This is a genomic window from Bartonella kosoyi (assembly GCF_003606325.2).
Taxonomy (GTDB): Bacteria; Pseudomonadota; Alphaproteobacteria; order Rhizobiales; family Rhizobiaceae; genus Bartonella; species Bartonella kosoyi.
This window is the reverse complement of sequence record NZ_CP031843.2, coordinates 2055701-2072838: the sequence shown is the minus strand read 5'-3', so window position 1 is coordinate 2072838 and position 17138 is coordinate 2055701. Positions and strand designations below refer to the sequence as shown.

The 17138-nt window shown below is 38.9% G+C and carries 17 protein-coding genes; 3 read left to right on the top strand and 14 right to left on the bottom strand.

What is annotated here, in order from left to right:
* Nucleotides 1-117: 117 nt before the first annotated feature.
* The 12 genes from D1093_RS08925 to D1093_RS08870 all read right to left on the bottom strand — a co-directional run bounded on the left by D1093_RS08925 (nucleotide 118) and on the right by D1093_RS08870 (nucleotide 10849).
* The gene (locus tag D1093_RS08925) at nucleotides 118-1752 is read right to left on the bottom strand and encodes a BID domain-containing T4SS effector (RefSeq protein ID WP_120102121.1); all 1635 of its coding nucleotides are present in this window, start codon (nucleotides 1750-1752) and stop codon (nucleotides 118-120) included.
* 10 nt (nucleotides 1753-1762) lie between these two features.
* Nucleotides 1763-1978, bottom strand: coding sequence for an antitoxin VbhA family protein (locus D1093_RS08920; RefSeq protein WP_012232125.1), 216 nt, complete (start codon nucleotides 1976-1978; stop codon nucleotides 1763-1765).
* Nucleotides 1979-2040: 62 nt separating this feature from the next.
* Nucleotides 2041-3111, bottom strand: coding sequence for a P-type DNA transfer ATPase VirB11 (gene virB11 / locus D1093_RS08915; RefSeq protein ID WP_120102119.1), 1071 nt, complete (start codon nucleotides 3109-3111; stop codon nucleotides 2041-2043).
* 1 nt (nucleotide 3112) lies between these two features.
* Entirely contained in the window at nucleotides 3113-4279 is a 1167-nt protein-coding gene (virB10, locus tag D1093_RS08910; RefSeq protein WP_120102117.1) for a type IV secretion system protein VirB10, read from the bottom strand.
* A complete protein-coding gene (virB9, locus tag D1093_RS08905) occupies nucleotides 4272-5138 on the bottom strand; it encodes a P-type conjugative transfer protein VirB9 (RefSeq protein WP_120102115.1) in 867 nt (288 codons plus the stop codon). Before virB9 ends, virB10 begins: the two co-directional genes overlap by 8 nt.
* Nucleotides 5135-5839, bottom strand: coding sequence for a VirB8 family type IV secretion system protein (locus D1093_RS08900; protein WP_425290146.1), 705 nt, complete (start codon nucleotides 5837-5839; stop codon nucleotides 5135-5137). The genes virB9 and D1093_RS08900 overlap by 4 nt, the downstream gene beginning before the upstream one ends.
* Nucleotides 5793-6107 (bottom strand): hypothetical protein, encoded by a 315-nt coding sequence (locus D1093_RS08895; protein WP_005775340.1) that lies wholly within the window; start codon nucleotides 6105-6107, stop codon nucleotides 5793-5795. The genes D1093_RS08900 and D1093_RS08895 overlap by 47 nt, the downstream gene beginning before the upstream one ends.
* Before the next feature lie 214 nt (nucleotides 6108-6321).
* Complete coding sequence (locus D1093_RS08890; protein ID WP_120102113.1) at nucleotides 6322-7326, bottom strand: TrbL/VirB6 family protein; 1005 nt, start codon at nucleotides 7324-7326, stop codon at nucleotides 6322-6324.
* Nucleotides 7313-7846 (bottom strand): type IV secretion system protein VirB5, encoded by a 534-nt coding sequence (locus tag D1093_RS08885; protein ID WP_120102111.1) that lies wholly within the window; start codon nucleotides 7844-7846, stop codon nucleotides 7313-7315. Before D1093_RS08885 ends, D1093_RS08890 begins: the two co-directional genes overlap by 14 nt.
* Entirely contained in the window at nucleotides 7843-10197 is a 2355-nt protein-coding gene (locus D1093_RS08880) for a VirB4 family type IV secretion/conjugal transfer ATPase (RefSeq protein ID WP_120102109.1), read from the bottom strand. Before D1093_RS08880 ends, D1093_RS08885 begins: the two co-directional genes overlap by 4 nt.
* Nucleotides 10198-10219: 22 nt before the next feature.
* Entirely contained in the window at nucleotides 10220-10528 is a 309-nt protein-coding gene (locus D1093_RS08875) for a VirB3 family type IV secretion system protein (RefSeq protein WP_120102107.1), read from the bottom strand.
* Entirely contained in the window at nucleotides 10529-10849 is a 321-nt protein-coding gene (locus D1093_RS08870) for a TrbC/VirB2 family protein (RefSeq protein WP_120102106.1), read from the bottom strand. It lies immediately after the preceding gene.
* Between the two features lie 396 nt (nucleotides 10850-11245).
* On the opposite strand from D1093_RS08870, the gene D1093_RS08865 reads away from it, so the two are divergent.
* Nucleotides 11246-11992: a thermonuclease family protein gene (locus tag D1093_RS08865; protein ID WP_120102105.1), complete on the top strand. Its 747-nt coding sequence runs from the start codon at nucleotides 11246-11248 to the stop codon at nucleotides 11990-11992.
* A 637-nt stretch (nucleotides 11993-12629) separates the two neighbouring features.
* Here D1093_RS08865 and D1093_RS08860 read toward each other — a convergent pair.
* Entirely contained in the window at nucleotides 12630-12989 is a 360-nt protein-coding gene (locus D1093_RS08860) for a helix-turn-helix domain-containing protein (protein ID WP_244613993.1), read from the bottom strand.
* 1268 nt (nucleotides 12990-14257) lie between these two features.
* Here D1093_RS08860 and D1093_RS08850 point away from each other — a divergent pair.
* Nucleotides 14258-15103 carry a TIGR01459 family HAD-type hydrolase gene (locus D1093_RS08850; RefSeq protein ID WP_120102102.1) on the top strand — a complete coding sequence of 282 codons (846 nt, stop codon included), beginning with the start codon at nucleotides 14258-14260 and terminating at the stop codon, nucleotides 15101-15103.
* The gene (locus tag D1093_RS08845) at nucleotides 15103-16119 is read left to right on the top strand and encodes a bifunctional riboflavin kinase/FAD synthetase (protein WP_120102100.1); all 1017 of its coding nucleotides are present in this window, start codon (nucleotides 15103-15105) and stop codon (nucleotides 16117-16119) included. The genes D1093_RS08850 and D1093_RS08845 overlap by 1 nt, the downstream gene beginning before the upstream one ends.
* A 602-nt stretch (nucleotides 16120-16721) precedes the next feature.
* Here D1093_RS08845 and D1093_RS08835 read toward each other — a convergent pair.
* Nucleotides 16722-17057, bottom strand: a complete 336-nt coding sequence (locus D1093_RS08835) for a protein tyrosine phosphatase family protein (RefSeq protein WP_120102096.1) — start codon at nucleotides 17055-17057, stop codon at nucleotides 16722-16724.
* Nucleotides 17058-17138: the final 81 nt, after the last annotated feature.

Sequence of the window (17138 nt, the reverse complement as noted above, 5' to 3'; positions counted from 1 at the left end):
AGAATATACTGCAAAACGCTCTTTTCAGGGGTTGTCATACTTTCTTTTTGCAAAGATGCGAGAGAATGCTTATCCGTTTTCGTTTATGCGCCCTTCTCATGAAAGAGGAAGGTATTCTTAGCTGGCCAGAGCGAGTACATTTGAACGGTTGACTGTACGGGCGCTGGCTTGTTGGTGTACTTCTTTGGCTTGCTGAATGGTTTGTGTAATTTGCTTGGCTTTATTTTCTGATACACCCATGCTTTGAGCTAATGTTTCATAATCATTATTTTTGACAGCTTTATGTTCAGTTGCGGAAAGGCGGCTATTGATGTTTTTGACAAAGCTGGTCAGCTCTTTTTGAAGTCCAGGATTTTTTGCTAAAACTTCTTGCTGTAATTCTTTTGGCAAGGCAAACAGATCTTGCAAGCTTTGACTTGGCATTTCTACTGTTTTGGCGCGACGTTCTTGTTCTGCTCTATGTTCTTGATTAATTTCCTTCTCAGCATGTTTGACAGCATGAGAGAAATTGACAACGGCAGTACAAAGCATCTCAACATGATTTTTAGCGTTTGCACGGGCATGATTTTGTAGTCCACATAAACTCAAACCTGCAAGATGAGCGACAGAGTCTGGATTTTTTTCAATCTGATTGGCGAGCTGTTGGCCTAAGGCTGGATCGTTAATCATTGCGACCAGCTGTTTGTCTAATGTTGTTGCGTTGCCATAAACAATTTTTGCTAATTGCTGGACCTGTTTTAGGCTTGTGTTGACACAAGCATCTTCTGCAACCCTTTCAGCCTTTTCATTTTTTGTCAAAGGGACTAATTTCTTTTCAGGAATGAGAATACCTTTTAACTCTTTTGTTTGTCGAACGGTAAAGGTAAATCTATCACCGGGTTTTAATGTTTTGAGTTGTTCTGGTGTGAGATGTTCTTTATTTCCGATGATGTAAGCGCCATTCACATTGAAAGCAAGGCTATCATGACCAGCCCCCCTATAGGTGCCCGTGTAAGTTTCACCTTCCTTTGTGACCATAACAGAACGATCATTAATATCGCGTCCAAGTTCTTTCATATTGCTCATGAATTCTTTTAAAAGATGAATTTTTTGGGGATTGGAGATATCTTCAAACAGATGTTGCATCGGTTCTAGATTGTCATTTTGTATTGCTGCAACACTAGCAACCAGCATGCGTTCTTTTGTAACAAGTGAAAAATCAAGCTGATGCTCTGCTGCTTGAGCAAGCTTTTCAAAAAAGAGGTGTATTGTATGTTCATTCCCATTTATGAATGGACGTATATTTTTGAGAGAGACAAAGAGTGGTACGGCTTCTAAAATAAAATCTTCGCGCGTTAAGCTTCTCAAAGCGTTTTTTTCTGCAAGTGTTTTATTTAATGTTTGTAAACCTTCTTCAATCTCATCATCATTCGCAAAAACATTGTTCCATTCCGCCCTTTTCATCTCTGGCATGGCGGTAACGCTTTCGTCTAAAAATGTAAAGGGAACATTGCGGGTCTGTCCTGCCCATTCAAAGGTATTTTTAAACAATTGATGGTGAATAGAGCATAGATAGGAGCTATCAAATTTTTCTGGTAGGGGGGCTTCACGCAGGTTAACTATGGCTTTTGCTGTATCATGCGTATATTTTGCAGTAAAAGCGTCAAAGTTTGTTATTCCATATTTATTTTTGAGTGTTGTGGTGTTCGGATAGACATAATGATGAGGAGAAGATGTCTCTATATTTTTGGTTTTTTCTTTGGCTTTTGGCATTGTCACCTCCTTATAATCTAGCGTTGTCCATAAGAGTGTTAAATTCCTCGAGTGAAATATTCCCTTTTGCATATTTTTCTAAAATTTTGAGCGTTGTGGAATGAAGCTTTATTCCCTCTATCGCATGGGTGTTGATGGCGGCATCAACGGTTTGGCGGCGTTGTTTTAATTCTTCTGCTGACATTGATAAAAGGTTTTCTCTGTTTTCTGTTGTTTTGGTTTTCATGTATTTTTCCTTTTATGGACAATCATTGCTTTAAAAGAGCCTTCAACCGATATGATCTTGTCTTAGTCACCGCCAAAAATGTTACGTTGCTTGAAGGGATCATAATAAATTTCTGTGACCTTAAATTTTCCTTCAACCCGTTTGCATTGGATGATAATATCAATCATTGAAATCAATAAACCTCGAATATCATCACGCTCTAAATCGCCCCCTCCTTCACTTTCTTTGACCAAAAGGGTCATTTGTTCAAAGGCTGCAAGGGCTGTTGAGGCATGAACGGTTGTGATAGAGCCTGGATGGCCCGAATTGACATTGCGGATATAATAAAAGGCTGTACCATCTCGAAGTTCTTGCAAAAGAATACGATCAGGACGCATCCGTAAAGATGATTCAAGCAATTCTTTGGGACCAACAGAAGCTAAACCTTGGCCATCTTTTGAATAGATCATTGAGACATGGTTAGGGTGCGGTATCACCAATTCTTGTGTGTCTTCAATGGTGATAATACGCTCGTCTTGAGGAATTTTGGCAATTAATGCTTTTGATAATGTTGTTTTACCCGAACCAGTCTTTCCTGCAATCAAAATATTTTTTTGGCATTTTACAGCCTGATTTAAAAAGGAAACAAAGTCTTTATTGCAGTAGGCATTGGCTAGATTATGCTCGATGATTTTGAGTTCGTTAAAACGCGTATAATAATCATTCAATGGTGTGAAAGAAACCTGCTCACATAACGAGAAAAGACCTTTATGGGCGAGCTCTTCGAGAGAAAAACTCTGCGATGAGGGTTTGCGAATTGTCATACTAATTGTGTCTTTTTCGACAGCTGGAGGAATGACAATTTGAATGCGCTCATTGCCTGGGAGAGTAGCCGATAATATTGGATTCCTGTCTGATATATTTTGCTTGGAATAGGACGCGACAACTTTCGCAATTCCCATCAGTTCATTAAAAGAGAGAGCTGGTGCTTCTATCGTTTCCCATCCATTAACCCCTTCCGTCATCACTTGATAGGGACGATTGATAACAATTTCAAAAAGACTCTCATCTTTCAAAAAAGTACTGATAGGTTCAAGTTTTGTGAGAACAATTGCGACGGCTTCATCGCTTAGGGTGTGTGGGTTTGGATTCATTTTAAGGTATCGCAGAATTTTTGTAAAAGTTTCTTGAAACAGCTCGATTGACAATCTGCTTTTTGTTTTCGATAACTTTCAGTTTATAAACGCTGGAAAAATCTAAATCGCGGGCAACAAAAACATTTACCATTTCCCCTTGGTTTTTAGATAAAGTTGGAGGAATATTAGCGTAATTTTCGACAAGAATATTTGCAATGTTTTGTCCTGAAGAGATTGTTTCATTCTCTTCTTTTTCTTGTTTTTTTGATAAACGTTTATTGGCATAGTTTGTTACATCTTTTATGAGAGATACAAGAAGTGCCGATCCAATCCTCTCTAACCAATGATTATCAATATCACCGTCAATACCAGAACGTCCTAAACTGTCTGTTGCCGGTGAAGCTAAGGATATAATGATACCATTGGGGGTTTTTGCTCTATTCCATAGCACAAAGAGACGTTTTTGGCCTTTTTTCAAACCAGCGCGATATTCACCAACAATTTGGGTGCCTTTATCAAGAAGAACAACACGACCATTGTCTGATAAAATATCTCTGGAAACGATACAACTAGCAAATCCTTGTTGATCACTGTTGATGGCAGTTTCTAAGATACAGGGGATAGAAGTTCCCATCGTAATGATATAATTTCGATTGCCAAGGGTTGAAGCACGAATACCTTCAAGCACTGTAGGTTTGAGAAGATGATTGAAGCGCTGTGTTGTCTCATCAGGTTTGCTGTCAAGTTGATGTGGCAAAGTGCCATTGTTTGCTTGTGCATTTGTTTTGCCTTGTTGTGTATTTGCATAAGCTAATACAGGAGCACGTTGGGCGGCTTCCAACAGAGGATCATCAGAATTTAATTGATTGATGTTGGGTGTTGGTAGCTCGACTTTGGGTAACAGAGCGTTCTTTCGGTGAGCCGGTTCAACGGAGGGAGGGGCAGGTTGTGCAGGACGAAAAAGTTCTGTTTGTTTAATAACTTTTCCTTCTTTTGGTCCTTCTTTTGAAGATTCAATCGATTGTTTTTTTTCTGTGATAAGCGTTGAATAGGCTAAATAAAGACAGACACTGAAAAGAATAACAAGAGCGATTGCTTTGCCTACATTGCTTTGTTGACTTTTTCCTTGAGCATTTTTTATTGTATCGCGATCGTTAATATTTTTTTCATCCACGTTGTTATTCATGGCTGCTTCCTATGTTCACTTTACGTTTTACAGATGGTGATGTTGTCCCTGTTTCAGGGTTAATTCCTTCTGGGACGAACCTTTTATTAAAGATGCACAATACTTCATTTCCACGTCGTAGTGTGAATTGTGCAGCTGTCGCATGAACAATAACCTTGTTGCCTTTAATTGATTTAGGAATGAGGGATTCTTGTCCATCAGGCGTTACAAGATAAATGGCTGGGATTTCAACATTGCCTAAAAAGGTAAAAGTTGTTGTTTTCCCATTATCATAGACAGAAGTAGGTTCAATGAGGGATGAGCCTTGGGCTTCATAAGCCCAATTGCGTGGTCCAAAATCTTCATGGATATTTAAAATATCATTGACAAAATTTTCTTCACGTTGTTCGGCTTTTGCCGCTTCGGCTAATTTCTTACGCAAGGCTTCATCTTCTGGGTAGCGAAACTTTACCAAGAAATAAGTCTCATTGCCGGCTGAAACATCGCCTTCACGGATTTGCAACTCAAATTGATAAGAGCGTTTTGTTCCATCTTGGCGGCTTGTGACGATTTGTAAATTGGTCACAGGTTGTATTTCACGCGGTTTGAGAAAAACAAAGTGACCAGCTGGCGCAACTTGCCAAGCAACGGAATTTCCAATTCCTACATAGGTTACTTCTTCATCATCGGCAAATTCTAGCTGAACGGAGGAGCGAATGGAGCCAATGATTTTTACGACATTGTAGGGGTCATAATTGACAAATCTGATGCGGTTATCTTTACGGGCACTGACAGGCGCTGTTTCCGCAAATGAGAAAACTGTGTGAAAGCCTTGAGTGATCGTAAAAATTAAAAAGATTATTTGTAAAAGTCTGATCATTTTATCACCTCTGGATCAGATCTGTATTCCGATACTTGAAAACCAAGTGGGTTGATGAGACGATCAGACGTTGAAATATGTGCGTTTACGTAAGAAAAATTTAAGATTGAAACCCAATGGGAAATATTTTCTTTTTCATTAAAGTCTCTGACCGTTTTATAATAACGAACTTGGATAAGATCTTTGCTTATAAAAGAGATTGATTTGATTGTGACCGTTGCAATCATGTTATGATAAATATTTTGCGGACTTTCTGGATTGTTGCCCGAGTACCATGTTGCAAAACGATTTTGTTCTTTTGGAGAAGATAAAAGAGAGACTAAGCGAAAATTGTTTTCTGCTTCTGAGGCTTGAAAACCTTCACGCGCACGAACATATTGGCTGGCAAAATAACGCGTTATCGCTTCATCATAGTCATTAGGAGAGTCTTTTAGGGCGCTTACAGTATCGATGATGCCTGTTGAGTTATCAACGCGGATAACAAAAGGCTCTACCGTTTTCAAAGGCGTTAAAGCTGCGACAGCCAAAGCCAGTGCAATTGTCATCAATCCAAAAAGCACTGTTAAAGCCATGGAAATTTTCATCCGTACGCGCATGCCGTGCATGCGATCAATATCAAATGAGCGGGCTTCTTTTATATATTCTTCAAGGGCATCACTTTTCATGCGGAACCTCCACAGTTTTGTCAGATCGCGCTTCATGAATAGCCGGCTTTAATAAAGCTGGGTGAACTGCTAAGTTGGCTGTTGCTTTTTCACTTTCCAAAGTATTGAGAATGATAGGAGTGGTAACAGGATGTACGGCCTTTTCTGAGGAGGCAACGTTTTTGTTGTCCCAATTCCACTTGTCCTTATTTAAAGCACGTGTCTGTTTGCCATTACAGCGTGGTGGTTTTTTGGGACCACTCAAAGAGGCACAGCCGGAAAGCGCGATTGTTAAGATCATAACAAAAGTTATTTTTCGTTTCATTTTTTGAACTCACAGATATCTTGGAATACAACGCATGAGAGCCTTTTATTTTGGACACTTTTACAAGTTTATGGGAGGCAAGATTGTGATTGGTTTTATTGTAAAGCCTAAGATGATATTAAGTCTTTCATGGAACAAGATCATGGTGCGTGCGCCAAAAGGCGCACGCAAAGCAAAAATCAAAATGCTTCTTCTTTTAAAGAGATGCTTTATCTTAAAACCGACCACGACCACCTCCAAAACTTCCTGCTTTTGCCGCTGCGCCTGCTGCACCTTTCGCAGCATTACTGGCAGCTCCTGAAACTTGTAAAGCGGCACTTTTGACGGCATTCCCACTCGCTCTTGCACTATTGGTAAGCATCGTGAAGATCTGTCCTCCTGAAGAGACACCAGCGCTAAAGTATGGTCCGCCAGAAGCTAGCGCTGTGGCAATACCAGGAAGTGCACGGAAGATAATAACCCCTATGATCGAAATGACGATGACAGGTGGGAAAAGAACATAGATTGATTCATAGGAAACTCTGAGAACCTGGATGATCACTTGACATATAATTGTTCCAAGCATGATTACGAGAACTTGTAAAATGGTAAAATTAACCAAAGTTGTAATCCACGCATCGGTGTATTTTCGCGTTGCATTGAACAAATATAAACTAATGAACAGAGGTCCAAGACCTATAATCATCACGAGTGCAACTTGGGCAAACATTTGCACAATAAAGCCACCTATACAAAAGAGAATAACAGCTAGAAGCATGATAGAACCAAGAAGCCCCACAACGATCTTTTCAAAAAACCAAGCATTGTATAAAACTTCTTGATAGCGGTCACTTGCCTGTAACAAAATATAATCAAAAACATTGGAGTTTGCAGGATTGCTGTTTAACGCATTCCCAATAGCGTTGGACAAGTCATTGAAGAAAATATCTTTGACATATGTATTAAACGTTTCTGCATTCGTTGCCATTGTTGTCACAATAACAATTTTAACAACATTATTGAGAAGACTGTGCATGGAAAGCGCAATACGACCTGTCATAACATTATAGCCATAAAGAAAGATAAAAATGATTGCGGCGAGATTTAAGGGCGCTGAAATAGCAGAAGATAACCCACTCACCGTTGTGTTCATCACATTGTCGAGGGGCTTTAAAATATACCCAGAAATGCTTTCAAAGGGAGAAAACTTATCAAATTTAGGGAAATTATAGTCTGACATCTGCACCAGTACTTTCAAGTTTTTCTTTTAGCTTTTCTTCTTTTTCTTTTAATTGTGCTTGAAGTGTTTTATGTTTTTGTTGCTCCTTTTCTTCACGCAGCTCTTCTTTTGTCTTTGTATCTCTGGCTTGAATCATATTAAGGGCCTGAAGTTTTAAAGAATTTGCTTGAAGATCGGCTTGAAGAAGAGAGACTTCTACTTGAAGCTCTTGACGAAGAGCTTGTCGTTTCTGCAATTCTTTAAGATTAGATTGCTTTTCAGCCTCTGATGTCGTTTCAGTTGCTGTTGTCTCTGTTTGTGACTTCAGTTGCTCAAGTTTACCATTTATCTCTTTGATTTTTTTTGCTTTTTCAGTGGCTGTCTTATAAATGCTCTCAGCGGTTTCTGATCTTGCAGTATCTAATTTTTGTGTATTTTCGAGTGCTTGTTTATAATATTCGTCTGCATCGGGGGACATTTGTGCGAGTGCATGAGAAATAAAAGAAAAAGATAACAGTGTCACTAAGCCATATTTTTTCATTGTTTTTTTCTCCTTTTATAAAAGATGGGCAGCCATTTTTCAGGGTCTGCGCCATGTTCGTTTATAATTTCATTCATGAGTTCAATATTTTTTGTTGTGCCGCTTAAAACGGCGATCTCATCGTTCATTCCCCGTAAGTTAAGCTCTGCAACGACAGAACTTTGTCCTTGTTTGACGAGAAAACGGCGGGATTCCCTGCTTAATTCTGACTGTATCAGTTCAAATTCACGCTCAGTGAGTTTAAAAGCTTCAACATAATCATTGTAATTTGCTTTTTGATTGGGAAAAAATATTTGGGTGGGGCATTGCTCAATAATGGTGTGCGCGATTGTGGAGTTTAAAGCGTCTTTGGGGCTTTGTGTGGCAAAGAGCATCATGCCATTTTGTTTACGGATTGTTTTGAGCCGATCTTGCGCAAAGGCCTTGAAGGAATCATCTTCCAAAGCTTTCCAGAACTCATCAACCACAATGATGACACGCCGTCCATCAATCAGATCAAGAATGCGGTGAAAGAGATACATCATCAAAGGGCGCCGAATTTCTTCATTGTCTAAGAAATCGGTCATGTCATAACCAATGAATTGTGCGTTTAAATTAAGATCATCTTGATCATTGTCAAAAACCCATCCTAAATCATTGCCTCTGATCCACCGTTGTAGCCGCATGGCAATTCCTTCTTTGGATGTATTGTCAAAAAACAGCTGAAGGGCTCCAAGAGAGCGGTGTGCTGGGGGTAGGTTTTCTAAAGAGTCAATGGCTTTGGCGATATCTTGTCGTTCTTCTTCTGTTACAATTTGCCCTTCAGCTGTGACGAGCTTTAAAATCCAATGACGAAGAAAGATTTTATTTTTTTCATTGTATTCCATACCCTTTAAGGGGGCAATCCCCGTGGGCTGTCCATTTTTGAGAGGTTTATATTTTCCTCCTCCAGCTCGGACAAAAATCTCTGCTCCTTGATCTTTATCGAAAAAAACCATGGTTGGATTGTGTTTTTGTAATTGCGCAAGAAGAAAATTAACAATCACTGTTTTACCAGATCCCGATGGACCACAAACAAAAGTGTTACCAAGATCACCATAATGAAAATTAAAATAATAGGGTGAACCAGCCTGTGTTTTGAGCAATGCGACAGCAGCTCCCCAAACATTATCGTTCAATTTGCCAACGGGAAAAGAATGGAAGGGCGATAACGCTGCAAAGTTTCTGCTGGTAATAGCACCTGAACGCGCACGATAGCTAAAGTTTCCAGGTAATTGCGCCCACCATGAAGCTTCCAATCCTAAATCTTCTCTGGCAATAACGGCACCACCATTGGTTAAATGAGAACGTGCTTTTGATAAGTTCTCCGTCAATATTTTGGGGTGATCCGCAAAAACGGCTAAAGAAATATGATGTTCGCCCAAAACAAAACGGTTTGACTCTAAATCATCCAAAGCTTCATCCAGTGCATCAATTTGTGAGCTAGCCCGGTCGGCTGCATTAATCATTTGATTTTGCTTACGGCTCATAATGGCACTGGCGGCCGCCTTACTTTTAAAAACAAAAGATTGTGTTAAGATGAATTCAAAGGGGACCGTAAGTAAACCATCAGTCATCCCGGGGCGTGTTTTTGAAGGGTATTCTTTCCAGCCAAACATGCCGACAAAGCGCTCATTGCTTTCATGGCGAATTTCAATAATCTCTTTCCCAAAAATAACACGATCTGAGTAAATCGTTGAAGCAATCGTCCCAAATGTAAGGGGAATACGTTCACGTCTTCCTCCCACCAATTGATGGAGAAATTCACTTTGTTCGGAAAATAAAAGTCCTTCATGTTCATAGATTGATAGGAGACGGGCTCCATATTCTTCTAAACCTTGCATGAGATCTTGGCTTAACTCTTCCAGTTTCTGAATTGCTTCTGCGTCAGGTTCAGATTGTGTTTTTTTTGCTTTGTTTAAGCGCTGAAAAAATGAAGCTAATTGCTGTGTTTTGTCCGCTGCGGGATTCCAAAGCAGTGAAATAAACAGATCATTGCGATACAGCTCTTGCGAAACCATTTTCTTTTTGTATTTTTCATCTAATGTTGTGGCAAAAGATGAAAGAAAATGACCCTCCGGGTAAATTGTTTCACGACGGCGAATGATGTGAGAATATAAAGCAACCCGTTCATCTGCGATATTTTTTAAAAGAGTGTTTAATTGGTTATGTAAAGAATTGAGTTGATCAATATCTGCCGTGTCGAAATTGACACCTTCAACAGCCATCACAACCATTAAACAGCGTGAACTTAAAGCAATGACATGCTGGTTGATATAGCGTATATAGGGAATATATTCTTCAGGCAAAGTTTCCCGTTTCATCATTGACATCTGTTTCACCGGTTTTATTCCTTCAGCTTAATTCCTTATAAGTGCGGACAAGGCGTAAGGGAGAGGTAGACCCCCCTCCCCATCGGCTGAGATTTTTTTGTTTTCCTCTTGTATTGAGCCACGCAAATAATACGCGAAATTGGTTGTGATCATATTTTGTCACTTCTCGCAAAATAAAGTGCATCCCGATGCCTAAACCAAACATGGTAAAATCACTGGTCACAATAAAGAGAATGGACGTTGCCATGACATTGAGCGCCATGGCTTCCATTGTAACACCAGCAAACATGGCCGGCCGTGTACAGGCCAAGAAAAGGGTATCTTCGTTCATTTATGCTGTACCTGCTAATTTGCCGACGAGACTAGGGGCGCCAAAAACAAGAGCAATCCCCAAAACACAATAAGCTGCTTTGCGTAAATCAATAAAGCCGTACATCCAGCCAATACCCACAGCAGCAACACATATAATGGCAATGAGCTTTGCCGTTGTACCTGTCATCACCCCGACAATGTTGCCTAGAACACCATCAAGATTCCCGAAACCACCCGCAGCTGGAGCAGAAGCAGCATAAGAAAAATCGCACACAAGTACTGCTGTAAAAAGCAGCATGGTCACGATAAAAATGATGTTCTGAAGTCTATTATCTGTCATTTTACCTCTCTTTTTAACAAACAATATTTATTCATCTGTCGACATTCCATTGCCTCTAACAACTGGAGAATTCTGTTATTCTATGACAGTCTAAACTCCTCGTTTTTTCATTTTAAAAGTCTTGATCGTGGATTTTCTCACTCTCAAACGCTTCTTTTAAAGAGACAGAAGTCTTTATCAAATTTAGATTGTGTTACATGAAAATGGCAATTTTAAGTTGTGTTTCTGGTTAAGACAACAATATTAAAATAAGGTGAGAGAGAATATTATTTTTTACAAAATGTAGTTAATGTGTAACACAAATATTTATATTTTTTCTTTAAAAACAAGGGGATTGCTGATAAATAATATAAAATGATAGAAAAATATGAACTTTTTGAGCGAGCGTGTTAAGAAATGCTATTTAAATGGATTGTTATTATTTACATTATGGGGTCCATAGTGTGGGGATTAAGCCAATATAAAGATAAAATAGATTTCAGCTTTCTTAAAATATTAAAAACGCAAGATATCCAAGATATTGTTGATCTCTATCGGGAAGAAAAAGATTTAAGTCAATCGATTACTCAACAGTCTTTAGAAAAAAATGAAGCTGCGCTTGAAAAAAATAAACCAGTGTTTGAGCAGCAGAAGACAGTTTTATCAAGCGATGGTGTCAATAATACAGTTGTTTTTCATGGCAGGGCATCGGTTACCAGTGGGGTTACGTTTAAATTGCTGACGCCTTCTGCACAATCTTGGCGATCTCATATGACCCGTGATATTCATCTTTATGGTGTGGACACATGCGCGCCCCGCCAAAAAGCAAAATTAAAGGATCAAGAATGGCCTTGTGGTGCGGTTACAATGGCTTGGCTTGTTACCAAAACACTTGGTCAGGATTTATCCTGTAAACGGGCTTTTATACACAATGGTGTTTATTATGCGCAGTGTTTTGTTCAAGGGGTTGATTTAGCTGAGGCAGGTCTTACAGAAGGGATGTTGATGCTCTCAAAGGAGGATAAAAATCCTCTTCCAACACAGTATCATCATGCGGAAGAAAAAGCACGTAACAACAAGATTGGTCTTTGGTCAAGCGACTTTACCGAACCTTCAAAATGGCGGCAAGATAATGGATCTTACAACCCCTTTGCAAGCCAATGATTGGTTTTGTTATATTTACGTGATGTTTATTGCAAAAATGTGTGAGATTAGGACAAACCTTACAGTCTCATGAGAGGCTGTTCTTTGAGGTGGGTGATTAAAATAAACCCAGTTGATGTGCTTCCTTAAAAAGCTGGATTGTTTTGTTTACAGATTGAACTGGATTGAAGTATTTTTGTGCTTAAAGGTGTGCAGGAGGCTCGCTTGTTAGAGGGTTTTTGTTCGTAGCGCCTCATGGAACGTTGTCCTTTGAGAGGTTGAAGTCAGCTCAGTGAAACTGTTAGACAAGACACCAGATTGTAAGCTGCTCCTTTTAAGCACAGGGGAGGTGGAGAGGATAGAACTTTTTCAAATTTGGAACAGTCAAAAGAAGTATTGCTCAATATTTTAAGGCTTATATCATGAATTGTTTTCATGATGGCTTAATGAGCGTGCTCTTGTCATGATGTTTTTCGAGATATTTTCAGAGAAATATTGATGAAGCGGCATGAAGGCTTATGAAGAGAAAATATCGTGTTGCCTATCATAGGAAATCAGCCCAATAGCCTGTTCAATAAAAAACGCGTTGTTTATAAATTGCAGGGCTTTGTTCTTAGAATAGAAAGCAGGTTAGAGGATAAAGGTCATTTAAAACGTTTTAATTTTGATCAGAAATTAATTTTAAAATGGCTTTTTGTTTGACAGAGGTCAGGACTCTAAAACTTTTTAAAAGCAAAAATTTCTCTTTGCTTGATGCAATTTCTTCATGAGGGTACGAGGTGTTTTCTTTTGTGATAATATCCGCATAAAAAAAGGAAACCGGAACTTTTAGGATATCGGAAATTTCCTTTAAACGTCCTGCGCTTACACGATTTAAGCCTTTTTCATACTTTTGAATTTGTTGAAAACTTACCCCTAAAGCGTCTCCTAATGTTTTTTGAGACATTCCCAACATTTTTCGCTTCAAGCGAATTTTTTTGCCGACAAAAAGATCAATATTAAGATTTTGAGTTTGCATTTGTCCCCGCCTAGTGCGAGCGTCTCTTATGCGTATTCCGGGAGTCTAAAACTGAAGCTAAATCAGCATTTTGCTTTTAGTGCTGGGAAGCACTTGGACAGTGCAAAATCTCCCGGAATTCCAAAAAAAACGCAAAGCGGGATAATTTTATGGTTTGAGGTTTTGAATTTGTCTTTCCTTTTGATCGCCACGTATGCGATCAAAACATCTTTCAGTGGGTAAAGTAATTTTAAGAGCTTGGCAATAAAAATCATTTTTCTGATAACGGGTAGATTTATTGAAGGAGAGACTGTTTGCCTTTCAAATTTTTAAGACGTGCTCATCAAAATGATGGCCTCAGCTCTGCATTTGCTGAAGGGAGCAACAATTTCCCCGTGGAGTTTAAAATTCAGCTCTCTGTGGGTGCCTCACGAGGACTTTGATCAATAACCAAAATGGCTTTTCTTATGTGGTTGAGATATCATTGAGATATCATAATAAGAGGGAAAAGCTTTCATGAGTGAACATCCCTCATGCAACACACAAAAACAAAATAGCTTGGATTTTATCACTTCACCTGCTTGTTTTAAAAAATCTTTCTCAAGGCTCGTCCTCATTTCATGAATGGTGCTGCGTGAAAGTATAGCAAGGGAAAGCTTCTATGGATAGGATAAACGCTATGTTTCTATCTTTCCTGAAAAAAGGTGTACAATGGCGCATAGTTCTAATCCTCTGTCAGTTCAAAATACTCCGACAATTTTTGCGTTTGAGAGGAAGAAATATTTTATTCTTTATTTTTAAGTGTTTTTATTGCTCATTCTACTTAATGAATGGGCAAACAAAGTGTTGTGATTAATTTAATATAAACAGATTTGAAATGAGAAAAGATATTTGGGCTTCTCATGAGGCTTGAAGAATAAACGATCATTATAAATCAATGATTTTATCCCTAAGGAAGTAATTTTTAGGCGTTTTTTAATCTGTTTATTTTCCAAATTAAGAACTTGAGTATTTTCGCTAAAAAACTGCATCAACGCAGTTGTTGTTGGAATTGAAGTTTTTATGAAGAAAATGAGTATTGTAGAATGATAAGCTTTTGTTATAAAGCACTTTAGAATTTTGCACGACTTAACGATAGCTTATTTATTTTATCATTTCTTATGATCTTTAATAAGTGATGTAAAGTTGGGATATGGTTTGAGAAAGAAGATGACAGAAATATTATCTTTCGCTAAGTAGTTTTGAAGTAAAAAACAGCTTGATCAATGACAAATAGAGATAGGTGCACCATGAATGAACTTACCCATATTGAGACTGTTATAGAACGTTATGATGCTGTTTTTTGTGATGTGTGGGGTGTTGTGCATAACGGTATCCATGCATTTGAACCTGCGTTGAAAGCGTTGGATAAAATTCGACAAATGGGAAAAACTGTCATTTTATTAACCAATTCTCCTCGACTCCGGGAAGATGTTGCGGCTCAATTACAAAGTATGAATATTCATAGTGACTATTATGATGCCATTATCACTTCAGGAGATGTCACGCGGGATCTCATTTGTGCTGCACCACGTAAAGTTTTTTTCATTGGTCCACAACGTGACTTGGTGCTGTTTGAAGGATTGACGTGTGAATTTGTTGAAGAGAGAGAGGCTTCTGTTGTCGTTTGTAGTGGTTTTCTTGAGGATTTGGATGAAGAACCCTCTGCTTATGAGGTGATGTTTCGTCGCATAAGGGCGCGGAATTTACCGTTTATTTGTGCTAATCCGGATGTGATTGTCCATTATGGAAATAAGGAATTTTGGTGTGCCGGCGCATTGGCACGTCTTTATCAACAATTAGGAGGGGAAGTCCGCATTGCTGGAAAACCTCATGCGCCTATTTATGAATGTGCCTTTGAAAAACTTCAAAAAATACGTGGGACAGTAGAAAAAAGTCAAATTTTAGCGATTGGTGATGGTCTTTTGACGGACATTAAAGGGGCGGCGCATTTTGGTCTTGATGCCCTTTATATTATGGGGGGGATTCATCGTTATGATTATATGCAAAATGGTGTGGTCGATAAGCAAGCTTTGCATTCTTCTCTCGAACGTCATGATTATAGGCCACAAGCAATCATGTGGGCACTTCAGTAATGGCTAATTTTTTACGTCTTCAGGGAATTCATACCTTTCCTTCTGCTTGGCGGGGAGCTGTGTTGGCACTTGGAAATTTTGATGGTGTTCATTGTGGGCATCAGGGGGTGTTGCAAAAAGCACTTGATTTCGCGCGGATAAAAAAGAAACCCGCTGTTGTTTTAACCTTTGAACCGCATCCAAGAAGTTTTTTTCAACGTTCAGCACCTGTCTATCGTTTGACTGAAGCGGCTGAAAAAGCTGAAATTTTTAAAATCTTGGGCTTTGATGGCGTGATTGAACAGCCCTTTGATGCTCAATTTGCCACTCTTTCAGCCGATGAATTTATCAAATCAATTCTAAAGGAAATTTTTGATGTTTCTGTGGTGGTGACAGGTGAAAATTTTCAATTTGGTTATCAGAAAAGTGGAAACGTTCCTCTTCTTTGCCAAAGAGGAGAAGAAATTGGATTTCAGGTCGTGCAAGTCCCTTGCGTTTCTCATCCGGGTGTTTCTCGTCCTCAAGGTTCAAGACCGTTGATCATTTCCTCTAGTTTTATTCGGCAACTTCTTTCACAAGGGGAAGTGGACAAAGCCGCTCATTTGTTAGGCTATCACTATCGGGTATGCTCCAATATTATTCAAGGCGACAAGCTTGGACGTCTTTTGGGATTTCCTACCGCTAATCAGATGTTGCCTTCTCAAGTTCGTTTGGCTCATGGTGTTTATGCGGTGCGTTTGCGTCGTGCCAACGGTATTTTATATGATGGGGTTGCAAGTTTTGGCTGTCGTCCAACAGTTGTTAAAGATGGGGCCCCCCTTTTGGAAACCTATTTATTTGACTTTAATGACGACCTTTATGGGGAAAGCTGTAGCGTTTCTTTTTTCCAGTTTTTGCGCGGACAAGAAAAATTTGATGGGCTTGAACCTTTGATTGCACAAATGCACCGTGATGAAAAAAAAGCAAAAGAAATTTTAAAGACAGTCCAACCCTTATCCCCGTTGGATAGGCTGCTTACTTTTAAAAATACACTCTAAGTTTATCTGAAAAAGAGAGAAAACTCGCAAAAATAGCACTTAAAGTGATGATCATCACAAACATATATTCCAAAACATCACGGAGTATATGTTTCTTGCGTTGTTGAGAGGGAGAATCGAATATCTGAAGATCTGATTGAGGCATTGTCTTGTTTAAAGTGAATTGTATGGCTTTTGTTGTCAATTAAAACTTTACTGCTTGTTTCTTTCTGATTCGTTAAAATTTATGATGAATCGTGAATGAATAAGGACACAGCATGTTTGGCAAGAAGAGATGAGAAGAAAAAGGAGAACTGTTTTTTTTAATTTCTTGCGCTTTTAACCTTACACTTTCACAAAATTTAAAATCGATGATTTTTTTTATGTTAAAAGCTAATCGCTTTATCAATTTGCAGGAATTTTTATAGCTTCTTTATGGCTTCAAAGGGGAAGGTTTGTTGTATCTTTAAAGAGCAGAGCTTGTTTATCGTGTCCTAATGAAAAGGGCTCCTAAAAGGAAGAAGTTCAAGGAGAAGGCATGAGACAAAGATGATTGACAGATGATTTTTTTTTACAGATTAGTGCGAATTTAAGAATTTTTGTTTTTTGAGAGCGCGTAAAACCTATGATTCAAGACATGCTAACCCATAAAGATGCAGCGAACGCGTTCCGCGATGGCAATAGGCGAGAAGAGGCAGAGATGCTGTTTTTAAAATTTTTTGCATGGTCTCAACATCTGATTTTTCTATGGTCGGAGGAGAAATGGGAAGGTAATAGGCTTTTATGCCATAGTCATTTGCGACCGTTTTAATGCTTGAAAAGTCAGGTTGATGAGGTTCCTCGTGATCGGGGCGGTTACAGATAATTGTTTTAAAACCAGCTTCTGCCAATGTTTTGATATTTTCTATACTCACTTGGGTGCCGATAAAAATATCAGGGGCAATTTGCTGTAAATTCATTTTCGTTTATTCCCAATTGCACGATTTTGACGATACTCTCAAGTTTATAAAAGGACATGAAGAAGGTAAAGTTTTTCAAGG

Excerpts from the sequence above, each read along its gene's own strand:
- D1093_RS08925 (WP_120102121.1), bottom strand. The coding sequence starts at position 1,752 with ATGCCAAAAGCCAAAGAAAAAACCAAAAATATAGAGACATCTTCTCCT.
- D1093_RS08920 (WP_012232125.1), bottom strand. The coding sequence starts at position 1,978 with ATGAAAACCAAAACAACAGAAAACAGAGAAAACCTTTTATCAATGTCA.
- virB11 (WP_120102119.1), bottom strand. The coding sequence starts at position 3,111 with ATGAATCCAAACCCACACACCCTAAGCGATGAAGCCGTCGCAATTGTT.
- virB10 (WP_120102117.1), bottom strand. The coding sequence starts at position 4,279 with ATGAATAACAACGTGGATGAAAAAAATATTAACGATCGCGATACAATA.
- virB9 (WP_120102115.1), bottom strand. The coding sequence starts at position 5,138 with ATGATCAGACTTTTACAAATAATCTTTTTAATTTTTACGATCACTCAA.
- D1093_RS08900 (WP_425290146.1), bottom strand. The coding sequence starts at position 5,839 with ATGAAGCGCGATCTGACAAAACTGTGGAGGTTCCGCATGAAAAGTGAT.
- D1093_RS08895 (WP_005775340.1), bottom strand. The coding sequence starts at position 6,107 with ATGAAACGAAAAATAACTTTTGTTATGATCTTAACAATCGCGCTTTCC.
- D1093_RS08890 (WP_120102113.1), bottom strand. The coding sequence starts at position 7,326 with ATGTCAGACTATAATTTCCCTAAATTTGATAAGTTTTCTCCCTTTGAA.
- D1093_RS08885 (WP_120102111.1), bottom strand. The coding sequence starts at position 7,846 with ATGAAAAAATATGGCTTAGTGACACTGTTATCTTTTTCTTTTATTTCT.
- D1093_RS08880 (WP_120102109.1), bottom strand. The coding sequence starts at position 10,197 with ATGTCAATGATGAAACGGGAAACTTTGCCTGAAGAATATATTCCCTAT.
- D1093_RS08875 (WP_120102107.1), bottom strand. The coding sequence starts at position 10,528 with ATGAACGAAGATACCCTTTTCTTGGCCTGTACACGGCCGGCCATGTTT.
- D1093_RS08870 (WP_120102106.1), bottom strand. The coding sequence starts at position 10,849 with ATGACAGATAATAGACTTCAGAACATCATTTTTATCGTGACCATGCTG.
- D1093_RS08865 (WP_120102105.1), top strand. The coding sequence starts at position 11,246 with ATGCTATTTAAATGGATTGTTATTATTTACATTATGGGGTCCATAGTG.
- D1093_RS08860 (WP_244613993.1), bottom strand. The coding sequence starts at position 12,989 with ATGCAAACTCAAAATCTTAATATTGATCTTTTTGTCGGCAAAAAAATT.
- D1093_RS08850 (WP_120102102.1), top strand. The coding sequence starts at position 14,258 with ATGAATGAACTTACCCATATTGAGACTGTTATAGAACGTTATGATGCT.
- D1093_RS08845 (WP_120102100.1), top strand. The coding sequence starts at position 15,103 with ATGGCTAATTTTTTACGTCTTCAGGGAATTCATACCTTTCCTTCTGCT.
- D1093_RS08835 (WP_120102096.1), bottom strand. The coding sequence starts at position 17,057 with ATGAATTTACAGCAAATTGCCCCTGATATTTTTATCGGCACCCAAGTG.